Origin of the sequence: Sphingobacterium thalpophilum (genome assembly GCF_038396785.1) — a bacterium.
Classification (GTDB): domain Bacteria; phylum Bacteroidota; class Bacteroidia; order Sphingobacteriales; family Sphingobacteriaceae; genus Sphingobacterium; species Sphingobacterium thalpophilum_A.
Genome location: NZ_CP151087.1, coordinates 1,080,885 through 1,106,055, shown reverse-complemented (window position 1 = coordinate 1,106,055; position 25,171 = coordinate 1,080,885). Strand labels below are relative to the sequence as shown.

General features: G+C 42.8%; 18 protein-coding genes. 9 read left to right on the top strand and 9 right to left on the bottom strand.

Annotation, left to right across the window (positions count from 1 at the left end; all coding sequences use genetic code 11):
• The first annotated feature begins 207 nt into the window (after positions 1-207).
• The 3 genes from AACH28_RS05140 (at position 208) to AACH28_RS05130 (ending at position 6,827) form a co-directional block, all read left to right on the top strand.
• Positions 208-3,564, top strand: coding sequence for a SusC/RagA family TonB-linked outer membrane protein (locus tag AACH28_RS05140; RefSeq protein ID WP_341832397.1), 3,357 nt, complete (start codon positions 208-210; stop codon positions 3,562-3,564).
• Positions 3,565-3,845: 281 nt separating this feature from the next.
• The gene (locus tag AACH28_RS05135) at positions 3,846-5,603 is read left to right on the top strand and encodes a RagB/SusD family nutrient uptake outer membrane protein (protein ID WP_341832396.1); all 1,758 of its coding nucleotides are present in this window, start codon (positions 3,846-3,848) and stop codon (positions 5,601-5,603) included.
• Between the two features lie 114 nt (positions 5,604-5,717).
• On the top strand, positions 5,718-6,827 hold the full coding sequence (locus tag AACH28_RS05130; RefSeq protein WP_145328372.1) for a glycoside hydrolase family 105 protein: 1,110 nt from the start codon (positions 5,718-5,720) through the stop codon (positions 6,825-6,827).
• Positions 6,828-6,856: 29 nt separating this feature from the next.
• Here AACH28_RS05130 and AACH28_RS05125 read toward each other — a convergent pair whose 3' ends face one another.
• From AACH28_RS05125 to AACH28_RS05105, 5 genes are all read right to left on the bottom strand, one after another.
• On the bottom strand, positions 6,857-7,324 hold the full coding sequence (locus AACH28_RS05125) for a DUF6265 family protein (RefSeq protein WP_341832395.1): 468 nt from the start codon (positions 7,322-7,324) through the stop codon (positions 6,857-6,859).
• Between the two features lie 179 nt (positions 7,325-7,503).
• A complete protein-coding gene (gene msrB, locus AACH28_RS05120; RefSeq protein ID WP_407073642.1) occupies positions 7,504-8,001 on the bottom strand; it encodes a peptide-methionine (R)-S-oxide reductase MsrB in 498 nt (165 codons plus the stop codon).
• 378 nt (positions 8,002-8,379) lie between these two features.
• Positions 8,380-10,179 (bottom strand): chloride channel protein, encoded by a 1,800-nt coding sequence (locus AACH28_RS05115; RefSeq protein WP_145328370.1) that lies wholly within the window; start codon positions 10,177-10,179, stop codon positions 8,380-8,382.
• 132 nt (positions 10,180-10,311) lie between these two features.
• A complete protein-coding gene (gene nhaA / locus AACH28_RS05110; RefSeq protein WP_341832393.1) occupies positions 10,312-11,487 on the bottom strand; it encodes a Na+/H+ antiporter NhaA in 1,176 nt (391 codons plus the stop codon).
• A complete protein-coding gene (locus tag AACH28_RS05105; protein ID WP_313239819.1) occupies positions 11,471-12,928 on the bottom strand; it encodes an alanine/glycine:cation symporter family protein in 1,458 nt (485 codons plus the stop codon). Before AACH28_RS05105 ends, nhaA begins: the two co-directional genes overlap by 17 nt.
• Positions 12,929-13,159: 231 nt before the next feature.
• On the opposite strand from AACH28_RS05105, the gene AACH28_RS05100 reads away from it, so the two are divergent.
• Together AACH28_RS05100 and AACH28_RS05095 are read left to right on the top strand one after the other, a co-directional pair.
• Positions 13,160-14,542, top strand: coding sequence for a potassium transporter TrkG (locus AACH28_RS05100; RefSeq protein WP_341832392.1), 1,383 nt, complete (start codon positions 13,160-13,162; stop codon positions 14,540-14,542).
• A gap of 72 nt (positions 14,543-14,614) precedes the next feature.
• Entirely contained in the window at positions 14,615-15,292 is a 678-nt protein-coding gene (locus AACH28_RS05095; RefSeq protein WP_286769406.1) for a TrkA family potassium uptake protein, read from the top strand.
• Between the two features lie 2 nt (positions 15,293-15,294).
• Here the strand turns inward: AACH28_RS05095 and AACH28_RS05090 are convergent, their stop codons facing one another.
• Positions 15,295-16,587 (bottom strand): TIGR00341 family protein, encoded by a 1,293-nt coding sequence (locus AACH28_RS05090; RefSeq protein WP_341832391.1) that lies wholly within the window; start codon positions 16,585-16,587, stop codon positions 15,295-15,297.
• A 259-nt stretch (positions 16,588-16,846) separates the two neighbouring features.
• Between AACH28_RS05090 and AACH28_RS05085 the strand changes: the two genes are divergently transcribed.
• The 4 genes from AACH28_RS05085 to AACH28_RS05070 all read left to right on the top strand — a co-directional run bounded on the left by AACH28_RS05085 (position 16,847) and on the right by AACH28_RS05070 (position 22,910).
• A complete protein-coding gene (locus AACH28_RS05085; RefSeq protein WP_070566538.1) occupies positions 16,847-17,695 on the top strand; it encodes a mechanosensitive ion channel family protein in 849 nt (282 codons plus the stop codon).
• Positions 17,696-17,769: 74 nt separating this feature from the next.
• Entirely contained in the window at positions 17,770-19,776 is a 2,007-nt protein-coding gene (locus tag AACH28_RS05080) for a BCCT family transporter (protein ID WP_341832390.1), read from the top strand.
• Between the two features lie 399 nt (positions 19,777-20,175).
• Positions 20,176-22,377 (top strand): ATP-binding protein, encoded by a 2,202-nt coding sequence (locus tag AACH28_RS05075; RefSeq protein WP_341832389.1) that lies wholly within the window; start codon positions 20,176-20,178, stop codon positions 22,375-22,377.
• A 170-nt stretch (positions 22,378-22,547) separates the two neighbouring features.
• Positions 22,548-22,910, top strand: a complete 363-nt coding sequence (locus tag AACH28_RS05070) for a response regulator (protein WP_341832388.1) — start codon at positions 22,548-22,550, stop codon at positions 22,908-22,910.
• A 93-nt stretch (positions 22,911-23,003) separates the two neighbouring features.
• Here the strand turns inward: AACH28_RS05070 and AACH28_RS05065 are convergent, their stop codons facing one another.
• From AACH28_RS05065 to AACH28_RS05055, 3 genes are read right to left on the bottom strand one after another with little or no spacing between them, the layout of a single operon-like run.
• Entirely contained in the window at positions 23,004-23,369 is a 366-nt protein-coding gene (locus AACH28_RS05065; RefSeq protein ID WP_341832387.1) for a response regulator, read from the bottom strand.
• Between the two features lie 5 nt (positions 23,370-23,374).
• Positions 23,375-23,581 carry an ATP-binding protein gene (locus tag AACH28_RS05060; protein ID WP_341832386.1) on the bottom strand — a complete coding sequence of 69 codons (207 nt, stop codon included), beginning with the start codon at positions 23,579-23,581 and terminating at the stop codon, positions 23,375-23,377.
• Between the two features lie 35 nt (positions 23,582-23,616).
• Positions 23,617-24,924, bottom strand: a complete 1,308-nt coding sequence (locus AACH28_RS05055) for a PAS domain S-box protein (RefSeq protein WP_341832385.1) — start codon at positions 24,922-24,924, stop codon at positions 23,617-23,619.
• Positions 24,925-25,171: the final 247 nt, after the last annotated feature.

The following is a 25,171-nucleotide window of genomic DNA, read 5'->3' as shown; positions in this document are numbered from 1 at the left end:
GGCGTTTTTTAGCAACTCTGTCGCCATCATCATTCAATTGTTTATTTTTTTATATCGAAAATCGTGTTATTGAGACAAAATAGCACTTTTTTGATACGATCTAGTTCTGTTTTTCTAATTGCTAATATTCACTTTTACAGTTAAAATTCCTTTATCAAAGGAAGCCAATTATAAAATTACTAAATCACCCATAGTGAATATTTCTTTATGAGAAACAATTGTAAACTAAAACAAAGTCGCTTTTATGGCTTCGGCGCAGGCAAATGGATACCCTGTTCCTGCCTGCTTTGTCTGGTCGCTCTAGCTAGTCCTGCCGCTGCATTAAAAGCCAATGTACCCCTGATTTCGACGGCAAACGGGACGGTACAGAACCGCGAAATCACAGGTAAAATATCGGACGGCAATGGGCAACCGCTGGCCTCCGTGACAGTCAGTGTGCTGGGCAGCAAGGTCAGCACAGCCTCAAAAGCTGATGGTACGTATACCATTTCGGTGCCGCTCGAAGCAAAAAAGCTGGTGTTCAAACTGTTGGGCTACAAGAGCCAGGAAGTCGACCTTACACCATCCAAGGTCGTTAATGTGGTCCTTAGTTCGTCCGCCGATGAGCTGGACGAGGTAGTGGTGGTGGGCTATGGTACCATGCGCAAAAAGGATCTGACAGGTTCCGTGACCCAGATCCATCCAGACCGCATTGCCAATGAAAACCCAAAAACCGTACAGGATATCCTCCGCGGATCGGCAGGACTGAATATCGGTTACGATGCCTCGGCAAAAGGGGGCGGCTCCATTGAAGTGCGGGGTAAACGCTCGGTCTACGATAGCAACAGCGGGCACAACAACCCCTTGCTGGTACTCGATGGCATGATTTTCTACGGCGAGCTTTCTGAAATCAATCCGGATGATATTGAGCAGATCGATGTGCTGAAAGATGCTTCGGCCGCCGCTGTTTACGGCTCGAAAGCAGCAAGTGGTGTGATTATTATCAGTACAAAAAAAGGGAAGCAGGGCAAACCGACGATCAATATGACCATGAACGCCGGAGCAACACAATTGAGTGAATATCGCAAAAGATTCAGCCCGGAAGCTTACCTGCAACACCGCGAGGATTGGTATACCAAGAATACCTACGGCATCAATCCGACAACGGGTCTATATGAGGCTTATCAGATACGGGATGATAATGGGAACCTTACTGTGCCTTACGGTTTTTACCTCAATCCGGGGCAGCTGCCTTCGTCATTATCGCTGGATTCCTGGCGCGCGCAGTCGACCAACGAGGACGGGGAGTCCGACCGAAGTATCTGGGGCCGCCGCCTGGGCCTGCAGGGAAATGCCCTGCAGAATTTTTTGGATGGGAAAACGGTCGATTGGGCCGATCATACCTTCCGAACGGGCTTTAACCAGGATTACAACGCGAGCATCAGTGGCGCGCGCGACCGCGTCAATTATTACTTGTCCATGGGATACCTGAAAAATGAGGGAACCGTTGTCAGCGATACCTACAAGGCTGTGCGGGCAAACATGAAAATCAATGCGCATGTGACCAACTGGCTAGAATTGGGCGCCAATGTGAATTTTCAGGATCGCTCCGACGGCAATATTGATATTGATATCGACCAGACATTGCGCAACAGCCCTTACGCCGATTATGCCGATGCCAGTGGCAATCCTTTACAATATCCGCTCAGTGAGCAGTTTAGCCAGCGCGGGTATAATTATGATTTTCAACGGAAATACCTGGAGCTGGACAAGGGCTATTCGGTCTTCAATTCCATTTTTAATGCGAAAGTCAAGCTGCCCTTTAACATTACCTATTCCTTTAACGCTTCGCCGCGGCTACAATATTTTCATGACCGTTATTTTATGTCGGCCGAGCTGCCGGGTTCTAATCCGGCCGATCGCGGTGCAAACCGCGAGCAGACCAAACGTTTTGACTGGTCGCTCAACAACACCATCAGCTGGGAACAGAGCTTTGCGGATAAGCACCGCCTGATGGTAACCTTGGTACAGGAGGCGGAGGAACAGCAGTCCTGGAAAGATCGTATTGAAGCGCGCAATATTTTGCCTTCGGATGCACTGGGATTTCACAATACCAAAAATGGATCAAAGGAGAATAGCAGCTTTGATAGCTACGATACGCACCAAACGGCGGATGCTTTGCTCGCCCGTTTATTTTATTCCTACGATGACCGCTATATGCTCACGACCTCGATTCGGCGGGATGGCTATTCGGCTTTTGGTACCCCCAATCCCTACGCGACTTTCCCTTCTGTGGCCCTGGCCTGGAATTTTACCAAAGAGAAATTCTTTAAATGGACCGATGTAATGGATTATGGTAAACTGCGTGTTTCCTACGGTAAAAATGGGAACCGGCAGCTGGCAGATCCCAATCTGGCGCTCGCCAACTTGTATTCGGGCAGCGGCAAGATGCATGGCTACCTCAACTCGGCTGGTGAACTGGTCCAATACCGCTACCTGATGGTAGACCGCCTGGCCAATCCGAACCTGCAATGGGAAAAAACCACGGCATGGAATTTTGGACTGGACTTTGGATTCTTAAAAAATCGCATTTCGGGTACCCTGGAATATTACCTGATGCAGACCCACGACATGATCATGGAGCAAAAACTGCCCAATTTTACAGGATTCAGCAGCATCACCACCAATCTGGGGCAAGTGGACAACAAGGGGATTGAATTGACCTTAAATACCGTCAACTTGAAAAAGGAAAATCTGCAATGGTCTACCACCTTTAATTTTTCGTACAATAAGAATCAGATTGTACATCTCTATAAGAACTACCAGGATGTACTGGATGCCGATGGAAATGTGGTTGGCCGCAAAGAAATGGACGAAATTTCGAATGGCTGGTTTATCGGGCAGCCCATCGGCACGATCTGGAATTATCAGGTTACGGGCATCTGGCAGGCCAATGAAGCTGCAGAAGCCGCTAAATATGGGCAGGCTCCAGGTGACCCGAAAGTGGCCAATGTATATACAGCAGATGATGCCGTGAATGGGGATAGCAGAAAGCCTGTGTATAATAATAACGATAAGGTCTTTCTGGGGCAGACGGATCCGCGTTTCCGCTGGTCGATGCGCAATGAGTTTACGCTATGGAAGGACCTCAGCTTTTCGTTTAATATTTATTCATACATGGGGCACAAAAGCTTGTCGGGCAATTACCTGAATAACGACGATGATGGCGGGCGCATGGCTTATGGGCTGGCCAATCTGCCAGCAAAGGAATATTGGACGCCGGACAACCCAACGGACCGCTACGGCCGTATCGAGGCTAAGGGACCGATCGGCGCGGAGGGCGCTGCGCGGCTGTATGACCGCTCGTTTATCCGGCTCGACAATATCTCGGTAGGCTATACATTACCAACGGCCTTGACCTCCAAGTATAACCTCAATCGGGTGAAGCTGTATGGGACGGTGCGGAATGTGGCCACCTGGACCAAAGAATGGGAATACGGCGATCCGGAGACTTTCCATCCTGACAACAACCCGAGCGGATGGGCCTCAAGGGTCTTTACTTTCGGTGTGAATTTATCTTTATAACCTGATTAATTGTGATGTATATGAATAATACACTAAAAAAATCCAGATCCGCAGGCAGAAGCATCGCTTTTTTGCTCGCCGGTACGCTAGCGATAAGCAGCTGCTCGAAGGAATTTCTGCAGCCCGATCCGCTGTCGATCTATATCCCTAACGAAACTTTTAACACCGAATCGGGCCTGCTGTCGGCCATGGCCATCTGTGACCGCCATCTCAAGGGGTATTGGGCCACAGATCATAACGAGATGCTGACGCTAGGCACAGAGTATGTCTTTTCCGAACTGATGGTGGCTAGTAATACCGACAAACGCAGCATGCTGGCGGATGTCGCCAACATGCTGACCCCGACAAGTGACAACTCTACGCATCAAAACCTCGACCGCTCCAACAGCCTCTGGTATCTGTGGGACGAAACCTACAAGGGGATCAGTTATGCCAATACCATTATCAAATATGTAGACCAGGTACAGACCTTGAGCGAGCAGGATAGGAATGCCTACAAAGGGCGGGCGTATTTCCATCGGGCTTTCCGCTATATGGCCTTGGTCTTTGAATACGGCGATGTACCTTTGGTGACGACCATCATCGACGTACCCAAACAAAATTACCGGAGCACCAAGCGTGATGCCATTCTGCAGATGATTACTAAGGATATGGAGTTTGCTGTACAATGGGTGCCTGATCAGAAAAATATGAACCTGATCGGCCTGATCAACAAGGGGGCCTGCCGCATGCTTTTGGCAAAATGTTACCTCGCCATAGGGGAGTATCAGAAAGCCAAAGAGCAGACGGATATCCTGATTGACCAGTCAGGCTATGCTCTGATGACCGAAAGCTTCGGAACCTTTAACGATGGAGGGGAGGCGCAGACCTGGCCCATCACACGTAACGTGATCTGGGATATGCACCGCCCCGAAAACAAGCTGATCGCCAGCAACCGTGAGGTGATCATGGGGATGCCCAACCGTGGTGCCGATGCGGAGTCTTTCGTTAAAATGCTGACCATGAGAATCTTATATCCCTTTGTCTTTGACAGCCGCATACAGACTGCCGATGGTAAACAGGCTTTGTTGAACATCAAACGGAACAGCGGGGATTACAATGCAAAATATGACTATATGCGCGCCTTTGGCCGCGGGATCGCAACGTTCCGCCCTACATCATTCCAGACGCAGGGCGTATGGTCTGTCAATGGCAAGCCGGATGAAGGCGACCTGCGCCACAGTTCAAAGATGGGTAACTGGGTACGGATGGAAGATTACAAAGTGAACAACAAAGCTTCCAAAGATTTTGGGAAACCGGTCACACTGAAAGATCCCGCAACGGGCAAACTCCTTTGCAGCGATACCATTCGTCGCTGGTACGATGTGCCGCATTATAAATTTTTCTTGGATGATCCTGTAAGTGAAGCCAATATCAGCGGTTCAGACGGTTCACGGGGTGCTACCAATGGGGGAATCGCCGACTGGTACCTCTATCGCCTGGCAGAGGCTTACCTTTTGCGCGCCGAAGCGAAATATTATATTAATCCGGCCGATGGAACGATAAAAGATGATTTAAATGCCGTCCGCCAGCGCGCAAAATGTACCGAGCTCTACCAGGGAGCGGTAAGCATTGGGGATATTATGAACGAGAGGGCCCGTGAGCTCTACTGGGAGGAGTGGCGCAATGTGGAATTGAAACGGGTGTCCCTCTGCTTGGCCCGTAGTGGTAAACCGGATGAATGGGGGAATGCGTACAATCTGGACAATTTTGATAAGCAGAGCGGTACAGATGCCAATGGCGGAAGTTACTGGTACCAGCGCATCATGCATTATAGCCTTTACAATAAAGGTATTATTCATGTCAATGCCACTGGGCTAAGTGATATCAAATACACGATGGATAAAAAGAATATGTATTGGCCGATTCCCAATGTCGCGATTACCTCCAATATTAAAGGGCAGCTAAAGCAAAATTACGGCTACGACGGTTATAATCCTGCTACTCCAGTATGGGATAAATGGGAGGATGCCGTAGCGGATGAAGCCAAAGCAGAATAATCCGTTTAATAGGTCCCCAACCGATATTTAATAGAGAAGATCGGTTCGGGATTTCTTTGAACATCGTATTTTATAAGATAAAACCAGTTCGTAATTACATAAAAACCAGTTTGTATGATCAAGAAAATCTTTTTGTTTTTATTGTTTCTCCCGGTTCAATTTTTAAGTGCACAGACAGACCTGGCAAATTTTCCTGCTGGGGCGGATCCCAAGGAGGTCGGCCATCGCATTGCACACCGCTTTATCGCGGGCAAACATATGCTGCATGCAGGGAAATGGATCAGTTATCCCGAGACCTTCTATTGGACGGGAGCCATTAATTACGCCCATTTAATGGGCGATCAGCAGTTGATGCAGGCTATGAAAGAGCGATTCACCAAATTAACAGTAAGTGAGCCGCAGCTGCTGCCTATTAAAAACCATGTCGATTTGAATATGTTTGGCAGCCTGCCTTTGCGGCTTTACCAGCTGACCAAAGAGAAAAGCTATCTCGACCTGGGCTTGCCCTATGCCGATACGCAATGGGAACTTCCGCAAAATGCCAGTCAGGAAGGGAAGGCCTGGGCGGAAAAAGGATACTCCTGGCAGACCCGTCTCTGGATCGACGATATGTACATGATCACGATCGTGCAGGCCGCTGCTTTTAAAGCAACGGGCAAAGCCGAATACCTGGACCGTGCAGCCCGGGAGATGGTACTTTATCTGGATGAGCTGCAGCGTCCAAACGGACTGTTCTACCATGCACCCGATGTCCCTTACTACTGGGGGCGAGGCAATGGTTGGATGGCCGCGGGTATGACTGAATTGCTGCGTATGCTTCCGAAGGATCATCCCAGTCGACCCCGTATATTAAAGGGCTACCTGACGATGATGAAGAGCCTGAAAAAACAGCAGCGCAAGAGCGGTATGTGGAATCAGTTGATAGACGAGGCAGACTGCTGGGCAGAAACCTCCGGTTCGGCGATGTTTGCCTATGCGATCATATCGGGTGTAAAGCAGGGCTGGCTAAGTGATAATCAGTATGGTCCCGTTGCCCGCAGGGCTTGGCTGGCGCTTGCAAAATATGTGGACGATCAGGGGGCAGTGTCGGAAATCTGCGTAGGTACCAATAAAAAGAACGATAAACAGTATTATTATGACCGCCCTCGCCATACTGGTGATTATCATGGGCAGGCGGCCTATATGTGGTGTATCAATGCATTGCTGGAGGGAAGCACCCCTTAGGTTTTTGACCGGCTGGCAGTTTGAACAGATTATTTTTTGATTTTGCTGAATTCAAAAGGAATCTGCAGGCTGTCGCCGGCTACATTTGCCTTTAGCTTTTCGCCATCCCGCCAGTAGGTAATCTTTTTTGGGAAGGGTAGGGAGTCATTATTGCATTCGAATAGCCCGTCTTTCTGCATGGTCATTTCAAAGGCGATGAAATCCTTTTCATCGGTTGTTTTCACTTTTAATTGCCAGTTTCCATCGGATTTCAGTAGCGCCATTTTTTCCTGATTGACCGTATCGTTGTTGTGTAGCGTAAAGGCCAAGCCTGCATATTCAGCATCGTTAATTTTGACCCAATATTCAAAGGTCTTTTTACCTGGCGTTTCGTTGGTACGCTGCCATTTGCCCAGTAACCAGTCGAAGTTCTCCGAAGGGTCATGTTCACTGCCCATACATTGTACAAAAACAAGGAAAATGGATAAGAGGACTAGCACTTTACATAATTTTATCATCTGGAGTTATATCAAAAGGCTTAAAAATGATTGCTGTTACCGCTGGGTGAAAGCTTTAAAAAGGTTACCATGCGGCGATAATTAACTAAATTTAATAAAAAATTTGCACTCGCAGCGCACAAAAAAACTGATGCAGACCTGCATCAGTTTTTTGCTAAGGTTCGTTTAAGCGATTATTTTTATTTCTTGTCAAGTAAGGCCAGATATTTTTCATACCCCTTGGCCTTCATTTCTTCTTTAGGCACAAATTCAAGAGATGCACTGTTGATGCAATAGCGTAGACCGCCTTTGTCGGCAGGGCCATCATCAAAGACATGTCCCAGATGAGCGTCTCCGGTTTTACTACGCACTTCCGTGCGACGCATGCCGTGGGAGTTATCAACTAATTCGTCGACTAAGTCTGGATTAATCGGTTTGGAAAAGCTGGGCCATCCACAGCCTGATTCAAACTTGTCGGTCGAGACAAATAGTGGCTCTCCTGTAGTAATATCCACATAAATGCCATCTCTGAACTCATCATTATATGCGTTATCAAAGGCACGCTCGGTTGCCTGATGTTGCGTTACATCATATTGCAGGGGTGTAAGTTCTTTTTTGAGTGTGCTCTGGTACTTTCTTTTGTAAGTTGCTGACACAACTGTATCTTTGGTGGGGGAAGGATTGGCTTTGCGTGCCATATAAATAACCTGATCTTTCTCGCCAGTAGGGTTCATAGCTTGTTTTTTAATTATTTTGGAATCACCAGTTTTCTGTGAAAAGCCAAATTTGCTGAGCATAAATAAGCCTAATCCTAGTAATAATAATAAAAATACCTGTTTCATAGCGTTTCTCCATTCTTGTTTTTTAATATACGATGTAAAGGTCCGAATTGGTTTTTGATCAATTTAAAATTGAGGATCTTTGCTTCGTTATTGGTAAGATATGTCTAGAGATGGAATTCCATAAACATCCATGGAGAATTTTTAGACAGCGGTACTTTTTTACCTGAAGCAGACAATACAATAAAGTTACCGAAAGAAATCTATTGTTAAACTTAATTGGACGGTTATTGTTTCCTATTCGAGGTAATGCCCTTGGCGGATTAGCAGTGCTCGGTATTTATTGAATACACTAGATTTGGATACAAAGCCCAGATATTTTTGCTCAGGTCCAAGCACCGGAAGGATCCAGGTGTCTTCTTTGTTCATTTTTGACATCACAGATTCCATACTTTCATGAATAACAACGATATCATTGGGCTTTTGAGCCAATTTTTCAAATGTTGTATCCAGACCATCCAATTCACCAAGTAGAATCGAGAATAAATATTCGCTGTTGACTATTCCGATGAATTTGCCATCGTGGCTCACAATGGGAAATATATTTCTTTTGCTATGAATAATATCGTGCTGTCTAGATTTAGGGGTTTCATCAGGACGCAAAATCACAAAGTTCGTTTCCAAAACGTATTTGATGCGCATCATGCTTAATACGGAACGATCTTTATCTTCATAAGAGATCAAATCACCTGATTCTGCGAGCACTTTGGTATAGATCGAATGCTTGAGCATTGTTCTATTGATGAGGTAAGATATCGAGCAGACAAGCATCAAAGGGACCATCAATGTATAGCCACCGGTCACCTCCGCAATAAGGAACATACCGGTCAAAGGCGCATGCATAATGCCGCTCAGGGCGCCGGCCATACCAGCTACAACAAAATTAGGAACGTTTAGCTCTGCAAGCCCTGTCAGATTGATCCCATAAGAAAATGCAAACCCCAAGAGTCCTCCCATCACCAAGCTTGGACCAAAAACGCCACCATTGCCACCTCCATTAAGAGTAAAGAGTGCGGCAAATGATTTTCCGAAGAGCGTCAATAGCGTGTATCCAAAAACAACGAAGCCGATATTATGGTATTCGGAGAATAAACTATTTTTGACAATTGCGTTGAACTGCCCATTCAAAATTTGCTGTATGGTCAGATAGCCCTCGCCGTATAGCGCAGGAAATATTAGGATCATAAGACCCAAAGCAACACCGCTCACCCATACCTTGTTATAAGGATTTTTGATTTTCCGAAACCATTGGTTTACAACAACAGATACGCGCGCAAAATATACGGTGTATAAGCCTATCAGTACAGCCATTAGCAGGTAGAAGAATAAGGCGGATACCTGCCAGTAGGAATTAAAGTTCGTAAATAGGGGTTCACTGTAGAGCAGCCGCGAAACCACCGATGCCATTGCAGAGGAAATTAGCAGTGGAATAAAAACAGGAATGGAAAATTCGGGTAGCAGAATTTCAATGGCAAAGATCATTCCTGCCAAAGGACTATTAAATGCACCAGCAATACCTGCAGCTGCACCGCAGGCCAGTAGCATGGTCACTTCTTTATATTGTAATCCAAAAAAACGCGCAATATTTGAACCAATAGAAGATCCGCCCAAGGCAACGGGAGCCTCCAAACCACAGGAACCTCCAAAGCCAACGGTGATGGCTGAAGTCACCACCTGTGAATAAATATTACTGGGATCCAGTCGGCTTCCTTTTCGGCTGATCGCATAAATAATCGGCGTTATACCATGTTCTATTTTTTTGCCTTTGATAAATTTTCGGACAAATAATACACTCAGCAGAATACCGATCAACGGAAAAACCAGATACAAAGAATACTTTAATTTCCAGTCAATATCGTTCTGGATACTTGTCGCAATAAAATGAGTCAGTCTTTTTAAAACGGATGCCATGAGCCCGCCAACAATACCGACCAAAAAGGCCAAGATGATGATAAAGTTCCGATTCGAAACTTTTCTCATACGCCATTGGTTGATATGGTCAATTTTTTTATAAAAAGTCTTTTTAAAATTTGCCATTTTTGAACTATTCAGCACACTAACTTACGGACAGATGAAGTAGCGTGCGCCAATATAGTCATTATTGCAAGCAAATAATTTGTATCGTCTTATAGTAGGTATTAATACTAACGTATTGTTACATAAAAAGGCTTATATACGACTTTTTTTGCCGAACACCGACAATACCAAATAACCTAAAATTCCCGCCAGCAGTGAGGTCAGCAGAATCGATAACTTCGCTTCTTTGATATGCAGCGCGTCGCTGAAGGACAGGATGGAAATAAATATAGACATCGTAAAGCCAATTCCAGCCAATAAGCCTACACCCAGGATATGTTTAAATGAGCTTCCTTCCGGGAGACTACTAATCCCCAGTTTAGAGCAGACAAAAGTCATGATTAAAATGCCCAACGGCTTGCCCAGTAATAAGCCAAGGCTAATACCCAGGCCCATCGGAGCGACCAATCCTGTAAGCATCTCGCTTTCAATGCTGATATTGGTATTGGCAAATGCAAATAAGGGTATAATAAAAAAATTGACAGGCTTGACAAGCGCATGCTCCAGACGTTCTAAGGGCGACTCAACATCTGTGTCATTGGTCGGGATAGTCATCGCCACCATCACACCAGCAATAGTAGCATGTATACCCGAATGATGAATAAAATACCAGATAAATACACCTGGTATCAGATACAGATAGGGGTTTTGTATATTCATGCGGTTCATGACAAACAGAATAACCATACCGATACCTGCATACAGTAAGTAGGTGGTTTCAATACCTGAAGAATAGAAAAAAGCAATCACCAAAATGGCGATCAGATCGTCCACGATAGCCAAAGCGGCCAAAAATACCTTTAAACTTGCTGGAATCCGGTTACCTAGCATACCGATTACGGCTAATGCAAAGGCGATATCTGTCGCCATGGGTATACCCCAGCCACCTGCTGTCGCCTGCCCTGAATTGAAGCTTAAAAAGATGAGCGCCGGAACAATGGCTCCGCCAATAGCGCAGAGGATTGGGAGGGATGCCTGTTTGGGCGAGGAGAGTTCCCCTTCCACGATCTCGCGCTTGATCTCCAGTCCCACGAGCAGAAAAAAGATAGCCATTAATCCATCATTGATCCAAAGCAGTATGCTATATTTTAAATGTACGGTGTCAGTATCGAAACCAATAGGTGTATCTAAAAATGACTGCAGCCCAGGACCAGCAGCAGTATTGGCGACGATGAGGGATAAAATGACGCAGATAAATAATAAAATGCCGCCAGCGTTACTTGACTTGAAAAAATTTTTAAATACGGTAAGATTAATCAATTGGCTCATCGTGTTGCATGTTGTTTTTGGACCATAGGTCCATGTTCGGAAACTGAAATTTGGAATTGTCGAATACAGGGTCTTTCTTGGACTTCTGCTGCTCGCGATAGTCTGCATAAATAGCGACAACTTTTTTGTGAAGCAGGAGTATTGCAATCAGGTTGAGCCAAGCCATAAGCCCGACACCAATGTCCCCCAGGGTCCAGGCAGATTTGGCTGTACTGATACATCCGACATAGGTAGATACTAATATGAGCAGTCGCAGAATCCAGATAAGCACGGTTTTATGTTGTTTTTTTCGGCTAACAAAGCTGATGTTGGTTTCGGCGATATAGTAATAAGCCATAATGGTCGTGAACGCAAAAAAGGCCAGCGCCAATGCTACGAAAGCATTTCCAATGCTGGGGAAATGATGTGAAACGGCCTGTTGGGTAAAGGCGGGTCCCATTTCCGTCGCCGGAAGATGTTGGACGAGAAATCCTCCGGCTGGATTTTCAACATTATATTGCCCTGTAAAGAGAATCATCAAAGCTGTTGCGGTGCACACAAACATGGTGTCGACGTAAACAGAAAACCCCTGTACCAGGCCTTGCTTGATCGGATGGGATACCTCGGCTGCTGCCGCCGCATGTGGTGCTGTGCCCTGTCCGGCCTCGTTGCTATAGATACCCCGTTTAACACCCCATGAAATTGCCATGCCGGCGATAGCGCCGAAAGTAGCTTCCATGTTCAAGGCAGATTTTACTATCAGGGCGATAACGCCAGGGATCTCCGTAAAATTGAGGGCAATAATAACTAGAGCCATAAGAATATAGGCGCCAGCCATAAACGGTACAACATATTCGGCAACGGTGCTGATCCGCTTTACTCCACCGATGATAATAATCGCCAGTAGCCCGGCAATAGCCAATCCGGTGATACTCGGCGACACATGGAAAGCGGACTCGACCGCTGCGCTGATACTGTTGCTCTGCACACCGGGCAATAAAAATCCGGTGCTGATGATCGTCACGATTGCAAAGGTCCAGGCAAAAGTCTTGGATCGCAATCCTTTTAGGATATAGAATGCAGGTCCGCCGCGGTATTCGCCATCATTGACCTCTTTATACATCTGACCAAGGGTAGCTTCGACAATGGCCGACGCACTGCCTAAAAACGCAATTACCCACATCCAAAAAATAGCTCCTGGGCCGCCCATAGCAATCGCTGTAGCGACGCCAGCGATATTGCCTGTGCCAACACGCCCCGAAATAGCAAGTGAAAAGGCCTGAAACGAAGAGATGCCTTTGTCGGAACTGTTTCCATTAAAAAGCAATCGCACCATTTCTCTTATCTGCATAAGCTGCGGGCAGCGAAATCGTACCGTAAAGTAGATGCCCGTCAGCAGACAGAGGTAGACAAGTGCATCACTCCAGATGATATCATAAATTTTATTGATTATTACGTCCATGTTGTATCATTGAATTCGTAGGCTGGCTAAAAGTAGGGAAAACCAGCCAAGGCTGCTTTAAATATCGAATAGATTTTGTTTATGTATTTTAAATATCTAATACGTATAATTTATATGTGTCCTTTGCCGCATCTACAAGGAATATTTTTGCTATTGAAAATTTTTATATCGTTTCCGGCTTGCGCCGGATAATTTATTTTTTTTAATTTTACCGGTATACCTTAAAATATTTTGATCAAAAAACGATTCTATAATCCGGCGCAATTGTTCATCTTTAGTTTCTTGGCATTGATTGTTATGGGAACTATGTTGTTGAAACTTCCCATTGCCCTTAATAAACCAATCTCCTGGACTGATTCGCTTTTCACTGCAACGAGTGCAGTTTGTGTTACAGGGCTTGTTGTTGTTGACACAGCTACCCATTTCACTGGCTGGGGCCAAGTTTTTATTTTATTGCTGATTCAAGCTGGTGGAATAGGAATACTATCTTTTGCTGGTCTTTTCGCCTATTTTTTAAAAGGGGGAAGCAGTTATGAAAATCAGCTTGCCATACGGGATTTCTCGAACACGCAACGACTGGGTGAAGTATTTACTTTACTCAAGCGCACGATCGCAATTACATTCGGAATAGAAGCTGTCGGTGCTGCCGTCATCTTTTGGACTATGGATGATTTTAACGGGGCAGGTACTGCCGAACGCATTTTTATTGCTGTATTTCATTCGGTGTCTTCGTTCTGCAACGCTGGTTTTTCGACGTTGTCAAATGGCCTGATGCATCAACAGGTTTATTATAATTATGGGTTCCAACTGGCGGTAGCCAGTATATATATATTTGGCGGTTTAGGATTTCCAATTGTTATAAATGTACTTAAATATATCAAACACTTGATAAATAGGTTGTTCCATAAATGGACAACGAAGGAAAATTATTACCGTCCTTGGGTAATGACCATTAACAGCAAGCTCAACCTGATCACGACGTCTTGTATCACTGCGTTTGCGACTTTGGTGCTCTTTATCTCCGAATATAATCATGTTTTTGCTGATCATAGTGGTATAGGAAAATGGGTAGTAGCTTTCGCAACGGCGACAACACCGCGAACGGCAGGCTTCAACAGTATTGATTTTGCACAGCTGCATTTTTCAAGCATTTTGTTTATTATGCTATTAATGTGGATAGGAGCATCGCCAAACTCCACAGGCGGGGGGATAAAAACGAGTACATTTGCGCTCGCCATACTGAATGCGATCAGCTTGGCAAAAGGGAAAGACCGAACTGAAATATTTAGACGCGAAATAGCAGGGATCTCAATTCAGCGTGCTTTTGCTACGATGTTTCTCTCGCTTATAATTATAGGGATGGGAGTATACGCAATTTCATTTTTTGAGCGCAATCGGCCTTTGTTAGAGATCGCATTTGAATGTTTTTCGGCATACAGTACCGTTGGCCTTTCTTTGGGAGTTACAGGTGATCTGGCGGAAGGAAGCAAAGTCATATTAATTCTTTTGATGTTTATTGGACGAGTAACCATGCTATCGGTATTAATCGCTTTTATCAAAAAGGCGCGCTATACGCACTATCGATATGCTGAAGAAGAATTGACAATATATTAGGTAAAGGTTCCCGTATTAGTTTTAATAACTATAGGAAGGGATGTACGTATAATTTGTAAAGAACATACAAGAATGAAATTTATCATTTTAGGATTGGGGAATTTTGGAGCTTCTCTGGCAGAAAAGCTCACTGCACAAGGCAATGAAGTAATAGGTGTTGATCGTCAGATCGCTAAAGTGACGGCATTGAAGGAAAAGATTACACATACGATTTGTTTGGACGCAACCGACGAAACGGCTTTTCACTCTTTACCGTTAAAAAATACGGATGTTGTGGTCGTCGCGATCGGTGAGGATGAAGGTGCCAATATTATGGTCAGTGCTTTGTGTAAAGAGGCTAACGTGAAACGCCTGATCAGTAGGGCCGTAAACAGACTGCATGAAAAAGTACTAGGTGCGCTAGGGGTGTCAGAGATAGCTCATCCGGAAGAAGAGTCTGCAGAACGGTGGTCCAAGCGCTTGTGTATGACCGGGTTTGTAGATTCTTTTGAACTTAATAGTAATTATTCGATTGTAGAAGCCATCGTCCCTAAAAAATATGTAGGACAAACGATTCAGGAGATCGGTTTCCGAGAAAAGTATGAACTATTAGTGCTTACGATATTAAAAAATACGGAAAAAAAGACTTCATTTGGAAAAAGTGTTGTAACCACAGTACTCCATGGTATTCCTCGTCCGGATACGCGATTGCGGGAAGGAGATATTTTGGTGATTTATGGCTACAACGATCATATCAAATCGTTCCTCTAATGCTATCTTTTAATGATTTCGACACTGTCTTTTGGAAAGTGGTTTTTTAGCCATTTTTGCAATTTATCTTGTTGGATTTGTGTTAACGCGGCGGGGGAAGTATAAATAAATGCAATGAGATTTGCCACGCTATCGGTTTTTGCGTAATGCTGTTGCATTCCCATGCTATATGAATTTAATTCAGGGAAAAGAACCTTAATATCCCGATCGAGCTCCGGACTTACGACCTGGTATTTTGTAAGTTCGTTGTTTAACGCGCGAATCGTTAGATCTTTCTCACTGACAGCTGCGGTACGTTTGTCTATTTCGCTAAGAATACTAGACTTTAAATCCAGGCTATCTTGGTGAATAATAAGTTTGGTGTTTTCAATTCCGAATGTATGCATTGTTTGTTCCAATGATTTTATCTCTTGACTACTGAACTTTTTTGCCAAAAAGGCTAATTCTAGTTTTTTCGGTTTACTGTTGAGCTGTATTTTTTCATAAATGACAGTATACCCTTTGTTGCTTAGTTCCTGCTGTACAAATTGCTTCACTTTATTGGTGTATTTTTTTTCCTGCAGCAGATTGTAAGCAAAATATATACTTGGTATGACGAGCGTTAGCGTGATAATTGTTATGCTTTGCGTAATCCTTTTTTCTCGTTGCTGATCTACATAATGAGTTTTTGGATAACGCAAATATTTAACAATAATAAAAGTCGCTATACAGATAAATACACAGTTGATAATATACAAAAACAATGCCCCTGCAAAATAGGCAAAATTGCCAATTGCAAGACCATAGCCCGCTGTACATAGGGGAGGCATAAGGGCTGTTGCGATGGCTACCCCAGGGATTGGATTGCCTTTGTCAACCCGAGTAATGGCTATAACGCCCACGAGGCCACCAAATATGGCAATCATTACATCATAAATATTTGGAGATGTGCGCGCGAGCAATTCGGATTGGGCTTCTTTGAATGGACTAAGCAGGAAATAGATAAAAGATACAACAAGACTGATGACTGTCGCAATCAGTAGATTTTTAATGGATTTTTTAAGCAAAGGAAAATCAAATGTTCCTAATGCGAATCCTGCTCCGACGATAGGGCCCATAAGTGGAGAAATCAACATAGCTCCAATAATTACTGCTGTTGAGTTGACATTTAAGCCCACAGAAGCTATGACAATAGCACAGGCCAAGATCCAAGCATTGGAACCCCGAAAGGAAATGTTTGCAACGACGTTTTCTAATACCGTCTCCTTTTTTTCTTCACCTTGATGCAGATCAAAAAAGCTCAAAATTTTATTCATACACTTTTCACCTTAGATTTAAACGAATATAGTAAACATCCTTTATCTTATAGAGCATACGACCAAATTATTTGGAAAAGCGTGGTATAATAGCTACAGGTTTTCAAACCTGAAAAAGATAAATTTCGTTTTTTGGTTTTTAACAAACAATTAGGCAAACTAATTGTTGAAATTATAATCATTGGTATATTAATTTGTGATTATAACAATAAATAAATATATTAAGCCCTACGCCTTACATTTTTAATAAAATATAACTATGAACAATTTAGCATTGAACGACGTCCAGGAACATTGGAATAATTTTATTTCCTCAGCCATTGCCTGGGCACCACGAATTATTACTGCCGTAATTTCAGCTTTACTGATATATTTAATTGGATCATGGATCATTCGACTGGTCAAGCGCATGATTGATAAGGCTTTCGAACGCCGGCAGATGGATGTCTCCTTGCAGCGTTTTTTAAGTAATCTGATCAGCTGGATTTTAAATATATTATTATTTATCGTTGTAGTCACACAGTTGGGCGTTCAAACCTCAGCATTTGTTGCCATTATTGGAGCTGCAGGTTTAGCCATAGGTTTAGCCTTGCAGGGATCCTTATCCAATTTTGCCGGTGGAATACTGATCTTGTTATTGAAACCTTTTCGGGTAGGGGATTATATCACGTCCAGTTCAAATGTTTCGGGTACGGTCACCGAAATTGATATTTTCAATACCAAATTAAATACGCCTCAAAATCAGCAAGTGGTAGTTCCCAATGGGGTATTGTCTAATAGCAGCATTACAAATTATACCCAGTTGGGCACACGCCGCACTTGGTTCGATATTGGTGTCGCCTACAACGCTGACTTAAAACAGGCGAAAGAAATTCTGATGGAAGTGGTTCGAAATAATGATTATGCTTTTAAGGAGCCAGCTCCGCAGGTTGTGGTAACCGAACTTGGCGACAGCGCAATTAATCTTTCGGTGCGTGTCACCACGTCAAACGAAAACTTTTGGACCATGCAGGAACAGTTGATTATTAATTGTAAAGAGGCATTGGATCAAGCTGGTATTGAAATACCATTTCCACAAAGGGATATCCATATTCGCAGCAATGCATGATTTGTGCGTAATAATGCATACGATTAACGTAATAATTGGTCGAAAGACCATAATGTAAACCAAATTTAATTCAAGTGATCTTGTCAAAATCGACATTTAATAAAGGAATCATTATTCCAAGCCTGCTCTTCATAATAGGGGTTTGCCTGCTAGCGGTGTTTTTTCCAACGTTGACAGTAAATATTCTAGATACAATAAAACAGTTTATCTTTGTGAACCTCAATTGGGTATATGTCTGGGCTGTGACACTTTTTGTCATTTTCCTGGTTTACCTCATGTTTAGCAAGTTTGGTAATATCAAGCTCGGAAGTAACGACAGTAAGCCCGAGTATTCTTTCTTTTCTTGGATTTCTATGTTATTTGCTGCAGGTATGGGAATCGGATTGATGTATTTCAGTGTCGCAGAGCCGATGCAACATTTTTCGACCGAGGCTTTTGCCGGTAATCACTATATTAACCGAGCCAAAAATGCGCAGCTGTATACTTTTTTTCATTGGGGTATACATGCTTGGGCAATTTATGGTGTGGTCGGTTTGGCATTATCATATTTTGCATACCGCTATCGGCTTCCGCTTTCACTTCGTAGTTGCTTCTATCCTTTATTGAAAAACAAAATCAATGGAAAATGGGGTAATGCGATTGATGTATTTGCACTTTGCAGTACATTTTTCGGTATCACGACTACGTTGGGGTTCGGAGTGGTTCAAGTAAATGCTGGCTTGCAGACCCTGGGGCTAGTACCCGATAATAATTTTACCTATCAGATCATGATTGTTGGCGTGTTAACGCTGTTGGCTGTTTTATCTGCCACTTCAGGGGTCGATAAAGGTGTAAAGATATTAAGTAATATCAATATACTAACTGTTATTATTCTGTTGCTATTTGTTCTTTTCCTTGGACCTACAGTTTACCTTATTGGCAGTTTTACAGAAGGAATAGGCAATTATGTAAACAATTTCTTTAGTTTGACTTTTGATACACATGTTTATGACGAGGCAACATTACCCTGGTTTTATAACTGGACAATTCTATACTGGGCCTGGTGGATATCATGGTCTCCCTATGTGGGGCTGTTTATTGCTAAAATCTCCAAAGGGCGGACCATTCGTGAATTTATTGCTGCGGTACTTATTATTCCGACCATATTTAATTTTATCTGGATGTCTGTTTTTGGAAATAGTGCCATGTGGTTTGATATTAATATCGCTAAAGGCGCTTTGAGTTCTTTAGCAGATAATCCAGATGCCTTGATGTTTCGATTTTTAGACTACTTGCCTTTATCGGAAATTGTCAGTTATCTGGTTATCCTTATTATTATTATCTTTTTTGTAACCTCGGCTGATTCGGGCATATTTGTTATGAATAGTATTGCTACCAAGAATGCTCCAAAGTCCCCAAAATGGCAAATGGTTTTTTGGGGCGCTTTGTTGGCCATCTTAGCGCTCATGTTATTGAACACGGGTGGACTGCAGGCATTACAAACTATGACACTTATAACAGCATTGCCATTTTCAATTATCATGTTGCTTTTTTGCGTCAGTTTGGTAAAAGCATTGACGATTGACCGAAGTTATTATGAGCGTGATTTGTCGGTGAGTACTGTGCCCTGGTCGGGCGAATTTTGGAAAGATCGCCTGCAACAGATTGTTTCTTTTAAAAGCCGTGAGTCGGTCGATGAATTTATGAGGAGTACAGTGAAGGCAGCGTTCGAAGATTTGCAGGCTGAGTTTAAGGAGAATGGTATTGAATCAAAGATTCATGAGTCGGATAAACCAAATCGGATAGCGATTGAAATCCGACACGACCTAATCAACAATTTTATATATGGGGTCAAAAATCAGTTTAAAGTGGTGTCCGATTATGTCGTCGAAGAAGAAAATCTCCCTGATATAGCCGATAAGAAAACTTATTTTCCGAAATCTTATTTTGGAGATGCTCGTGAGGGTTATGATATTCAGTACTTTACAAAAAATGAGCTGATAAGTGATGTTTTGAAGCACTATGAGCGCTTTTTAGAAATAATTTCAGAAGAAAAAAATGAAATGTTTATTAGTAGCAATGCCAACAAAAATCTGAGATGATCAGCTGACATTTTTGTTGGCATTGCTCAATATGCGGGATAGCTTGTGCTTAACCTATCAAAGCTGATTACCACCGACACAATAGTTTAGCATTGGCCGAATTCGATTTCCTGTTAACACCACACATCTTTTCGTTGATACATCGTATAGAATTGTTATCTGTTGGGAATGCCGTTTTTATTCCGCATTATGATATCCATTATTGGAGAAGGATTTTGTGAATGAGCTCGAAAATCGGGCCGGCAGTAGCTATTTAGTTCGTTTTTCTTCAGGTTTAAAGTGAAAGATGCACATTTCGATAGGTCAAAATATTTTACTAATTTAGTGACATATGATAGTATTGATGGAGTATAGTACTGTTGATTTTACCATATTTTTATTTAATAGATCAGTAACTTTATGCGTGAAATCAATTGTCATGAGGAAAAAATTCACCTGTGTGGAAATATACAGTCTTTTGGGTATTTATTTATCTTTGAAGACGATAAGTGTATTGCGGTAAGTGAAAACTGTGCAGCTATTGCAGGTGAAGAATACTCCGAAATGCTCGGCATGACAGTGGACGATGTTCTTCATCGGATTGTTCCATCTTTTGAACTTCGTGGAGAGAGCATAGAACATGCTATTTCAGACAGCATGTTTGCCAGGTATGCCGATCGTGTAGCTATCCATGCTAACGATTATTTTTTAAGTCTCTATAGGTATGATGGCAAAATTTATCTTGAAATAGAGGCCTGCAATCCGCTTGCTGTCAAAACCACTAAATTATATTATTATGCCAAGCATTTAGATGACCGTAGCGGGGGCAACTCTTGCTGGCAGGCATTGACTGAATTGATTAAGGACATCATCCACTATGATAGAGTGATGGTGTATCGCTTTTTGGAAGATAATAGTGGACAAGTTATTGCAGAGAGCAAGACGGCGGATCTGGAATCGTTGATGAATTACCGTTATCCGGAATTCGATATTCCGGCACAGGCGCGCGAGCTTTACCGTATTTTTCAAGCCCGCCATACGGCGGATGTCAATGCGGAAGCGATCCCGCTAATGGGGCGGAGCGCCCATGCTCTCGATCTTACACGCTGCAGCCTTCGGGCACTTTCACCCATGCATTTGCAATACCTTAAAAATGCCGGCGTAAAGGCGAGTGCAAGTTTTAGCATTATCGTGGACGATGAGCTTTGGGGGCTTGTAGCATGTCAGAACCGGGAGCCAATGCATGTCGATCTTTCACAGCGCCATCTATGTACCTTTCTTACACAATACGCTGTGAACAATTATCTGGCAGATTTTCAGAAGAAACAGGTGAAAGTTCAGAAAAATCTATCACAGCTGAAGCATGATCTAAAAAGTGATTTGTTGGTCAAGCGCGACTTGTATGACGTGTTGGAAAAGTATGCCGTGCGTATTATGGAGGTAATGAACGGGCAGGGGCTAATCATTAAACGTGATCGCGCAATCATGATGGTTGGTGAGGTGCCTGATAAACAAATGTTCCGAGAAATTGATAAACAAATAGCCAATGCAGAGTTTTTTGCGACAGATAGATTTAAGTGTGATGGTTCTTCCAAAGATGTTGAGATGTATGCTGGTGTATTGCGCATCAGTATTCTGCCCGCAAATAACTGGTACTTATATGTCTTTAGAAAAGAACGTCTGATCGAAGAGACCTGGGCAGGGAAGCCGGAAAAAGTGATGCAGGTTGACGAAGATCGAAAGATCACCTTTCCTTCGCCACGTTCATCTTTCGAGGCTTGGAAAAAGATTACGAAGGGAAAAGCCGAAAAATGGCAATCTTCTGAACTCGCTTTTATTGAAGATATAACACACATTATTCAGCAAGCAGTAGCACAACGTGGTGGAGAGATTGATGAATTGAACAAGAAACTGGTGCGCTCTAATAATGCGCTTGATACTTTTGGCTACACATTGACACATGATCTTAAAAATCCGCTGACGACGATACAGCTCACTGCACAAATGTTGCTCCATAAAAAAGACATCTCTGACGAACTGCTTGCAAAGTCAATGAAAAATATCTTGGAGGGGACGCAGCTGATGCGGGATATGATGGATAAAGTCTATCAAATGTCGAAGGTAAATCATGTAGACTTTGTGTTTGAACCAATTAATCCACAGTCCAAGATTGTCAATATCGTTGAAAATTGCAAACAGCAATACAAGGTTCCTCATTTAGAATTTACAATGGGCGAAACACTACCTGTTTTGGGAGAGAGAACACTGATCTATCAATTATTTCTGAATCTTGTTGGCAATGCCATAAAATACAGCAGCAAAAGGCAAAACCCGCAAGTTTCCGTTAAGAGCATGCGGCAAGGAAATACGGTCCGGTATGATATCAAGGATAATGGAATCGGAATTGATTTGAAGGAGGGCGACAAAATTTTTGAAATCTTTGCCCGAATGGCCAACTCAGAAGGTTTTGAAGGTTCGGGGGTGGGCCTTTCCATTGTTAAACAAATTGCAAGTAAGCTCAACGCAGCTATTCATGTAGAAAGCGAATTAGATGTCGGTACTACATTTTCAGTCGTCTTCAAAGATATACCTGAAGCAGATCGTATGCATTTAGTATCTTAAACAAAGGAGCGTAGACTTTTATCCAATAAATTGTCTATCTTGTAAAATCTCAAAGAAAGATTATATAAACGGTTTGGTAACCAACAATCTGCCCAGCTTAGGTCTATATTTTTAATCCCCTCACAAGACCATATTTTTCAATCATTGCGGTGTTTTTAAACAATCAAAAAATGAAAAAGAAAATTGTTGTTTGTGATGATGATGCCACCATCCTTCACGTTTTGGAGCTGGCTCTAAAGAATGAATTTAGAGAGGTTTATTTAGTGTCAAAAAGCAGAGAACTAATTGCTTCTGTCGAAGAAATTGACCCTGATATTATACTATTGGATATTGAAATGCCATGGTTGTCAGGTGGCGATATCCTTCGTGAACTCCGGAGTTCAGAAAAACATCAAAATATTCCGGTGATCATGATGTCTGCGAGTTCGCGTGGGAAGCAGCTTGCTTCTGCATGTGGAGCCGACGCTTTTTTGGCCAAACCATTTGAACTGGACGATATATTACTTCTCGTGGATAAATTGGGCCAAGCGTAAGCGTTTGTCTTGAGATGATCACATCAGCTGCATAAAAGCACTTTTTCTTCACAAAGTGCTTTTATGTATGACTAGCCAGCGTGTACTTGCCGGCTAGTTTTTCAGTATGCTATTAATTTTATCCGTGATATCGGTTAAATCAAAGGGTTTGGCGATAAAGGCATTTGCGCCTAAGCTCCCGGCGATTTCAGGTCCATCGACGCTTGCCGATAGCACAATGATAGGTGTTTCTTTAATTTCGGGTGTACTGCGGATAATTTTAATCAGCTGGTCACCAGAAATTATGGGCATCCAGAGGTCTAGCAGCAAGAGGTCCGGCTTATGCGAAATTAATTGCTTTGTCAGGTGTGTGCTATTTATTTCACATATGACATTATATCCTTCTAGTTCTAAAAATAGCTCCAGCATCTCGAGTATTCCTCGGTCGTCATCACAGATCATTATCTTTTTAGGCTGCATATTTTTTATTTGTTGATTACAATGGGTAATGTGAAATTAAATGTGGATCCTTCTCCTGGCTCGCTTTCGACCCAAAGTGTTCCTTTGTGGTGTAAGATAATCTCATGCGAAACATAGAGCCCGATGCCTAAACCCGGAAACTTTTTCTGTATATGGCTGACGCGAAAAAATCGTTCGAAAATTTTTAGTCTATCCTGATAGTTTATGCCCATACCATAATCACGTACCGAGATTTTAACAAAGTTGGCTACCCTGTGATACTAACTTCAACTTTTTTCGACTCGGGTGAATATTTAATTGCATTCGATAGCAGATTGTTCTGCACTTGGATAATCTGAAGCTCGTCGCCCTCGACGATACTACCTGTATTTCCTATAAGGAGGATGTCAGAATCAGGTGCCGCCAATCGCATGCTTTCAACGGCATCTTGAATGGTCTTATCGATCTCAAAAGGGTCCATGTGCAATTCAAGATTGCCAGATTGAATCTTAGACGTATCTAAGAGTTTTGAAATCAACAGATTCAAGCGATCGATATAAGCTGTGATTTTATCTAAAGTTGAGACATACTTTGGATCGGTGTTTTCAGCACTCAATCGCTGCAAGATCTGGAAGAGACCTTTAATTGTTGTGAGCGGTGTCTTAAGTTCGTGGCTCGCAATCGACAGGAAATCATCTTTACGCCGATCCTGCTCTTTCTTTTCTGTGATATCTTCGATGGCAATCAGGATCCGGTCTTTGTACTGGCCCTCGAATTCAACACGATAAGCGTTTAGCAGCATGACTTTTCGACCAATATGAGGAAAGATATGGTCTACCTCATAATCGATAACCGGGTTATTGGTGGGCAATATCTGAGTGAGCATCTCTTTTAACGAAGAAATATCCCACTGCTGATTACCAAGGTCAAATAATAGTTTTCCTACCGTTTCTTCTGTGGTGACTTTAAACGAGTTTAAAAAATGTCTATTGGCGCTCAGGACGATGTAATTGGCATCGAGTACCAAGAGACTTTCTCGTACTGTTTCAATAATACTGGACAGAAAGCTTTCTTTATCTTGAAGTTCTTTGGTTCTTTGCTGTATTTTGAGCTCCACATGGGACTTCTCTTCCCGAAGATCATGCTCCGCTTTTTTTCGATCACTGATATCATTTTGAACACCAATAAAATGAGTTACCTGACCTTCTTCATTCTTCACTGGTGAAATAAAAAGTTCGTTCCAGAAAAGCGTTCCATCCTTACGATAATTTCGAATTTCAATCTTACATTCTTCGCCGCGTTCAATTGCTTCTTTGATAATCTTACGATCGGCTTGCGAACGGTCCTGAGCCTGTAAAAATCGGCAGTTGTGGCCAATAATTTCATCGTGGGCATAACCACTGATGGTATAGAAAGCTTTATTGCAATAAATGATGGGATTATCATACTGCAGATTGTCTGTAATTATAATACCCGAATAGGCAGAATTCAATGCTTTTAGATAAAGATCTAAATCATTGTTCTTGTTTTCAATACGTTGCTTTGAATTGTTGATGCCGGAAGCATTTTTTTTCATATATTTTAAACTCCCATGTTAATTAAGGTGTCCCAATTTAGTCGATAATTTTGAAATTGAAGCGGATTTTGGGATGTCTAAATTAAAAAACCGTATAAATTCCTGTTGAAAAGATAAGAAAATATAATCAATGCAAATGATATCAGGACACCTATTTTTGATCTGACTGAACCGATGTAACTGGAACGCGGAACTGCGCGCATTTATTGTCGCGGTTCAGCACTGTATACTGAGCTTGGGCACTTTT

Bases quoted from the DNA above. Each gene is read 5' to 3' on its own strand.
- AACH28_RS05140 (WP_341832397.1), top strand. From the start codon at position 208: ATGAGAAACAATTGTAAACTAAAACAAAGTCGCTTTTATGGCTTCGGC.
- AACH28_RS05135 (WP_341832396.1), top strand. From the start codon at position 3,846: ATGGTGGCTAGTAATACCGACAAACGCAGCATGCTGGCGGATGTCGCC.
- AACH28_RS05130 (WP_145328372.1), top strand. From the start codon at position 5,718: ATGATCAAGAAAATCTTTTTGTTTTTATTGTTTCTCCCGGTTCAATTT.
- AACH28_RS05125 (WP_341832395.1), bottom strand. From the start codon at position 7,324: ATGATAAAATTATGTAAAGTGCTAGTCCTCTTATCCATTTTCCTTGTT.
- msrB (WP_407073642.1), bottom strand. From the start codon at position 8,001: ATGGCACGCAAAGCCAATCCTTCCCCCACCAAAGATACAGTTGTGTCA.
- AACH28_RS05115 (WP_145328370.1), bottom strand. From the start codon at position 10,179: ATGGCAAATTTTAAAAAGACTTTTTATAAAAAAATTGACCATATCAAC.
- nhaA (WP_341832393.1), bottom strand. From the start codon at position 11,487: ATGAGCCAATTGATTAATCTTACCGTATTTAAAAATTTTTTCAAGTCA.
- AACH28_RS05105 (WP_313239819.1), bottom strand. From the start codon at position 12,928: ATGGACGTAATAATCAATAAAATTTATGATATCATCTGGAGTGATGCA.
- AACH28_RS05095 (WP_286769406.1), top strand. From the start codon at position 14,615: ATGAAATTTATCATTTTAGGATTGGGGAATTTTGGAGCTTCTCTGGCA.
- AACH28_RS05090 (WP_341832391.1), bottom strand. From the start codon at position 16,587: ATGAATAAAATTTTGAGCTTTTTTGATCTGCATCAAGGTGAAGAAAAA.
- AACH28_RS05085 (WP_070566538.1), top strand. From the start codon at position 16,847: ATGAACAATTTAGCATTGAACGACGTCCAGGAACATTGGAATAATTTT.
- AACH28_RS05075 (WP_341832389.1), top strand. From the start codon at position 20,176: ATGCGTGAAATCAATTGTCATGAGGAAAAAATTCACCTGTGTGGAAAT.
- AACH28_RS05070 (WP_341832388.1), top strand. From the start codon at position 22,548: ATGAAAAAGAAAATTGTTGTTTGTGATGATGATGCCACCATCCTTCAC.
- AACH28_RS05065 (WP_341832387.1), bottom strand. From the start codon at position 23,369: ATGCAGCCTAAAAAGATAATGATCTGTGATGACGACCGAGGAATACTC.
- AACH28_RS05060 (WP_341832386.1), bottom strand. From the start codon at position 23,581: ATGGGCATAAACTATCAGGATAGACTAAAAATTTTCGAACGATTTTTT.
- AACH28_RS05055 (WP_341832385.1), bottom strand. From the start codon at position 24,924: ATGAAAAAAAATGCTTCCGGCATCAACAATTCAAAGCAACGTATTGAA.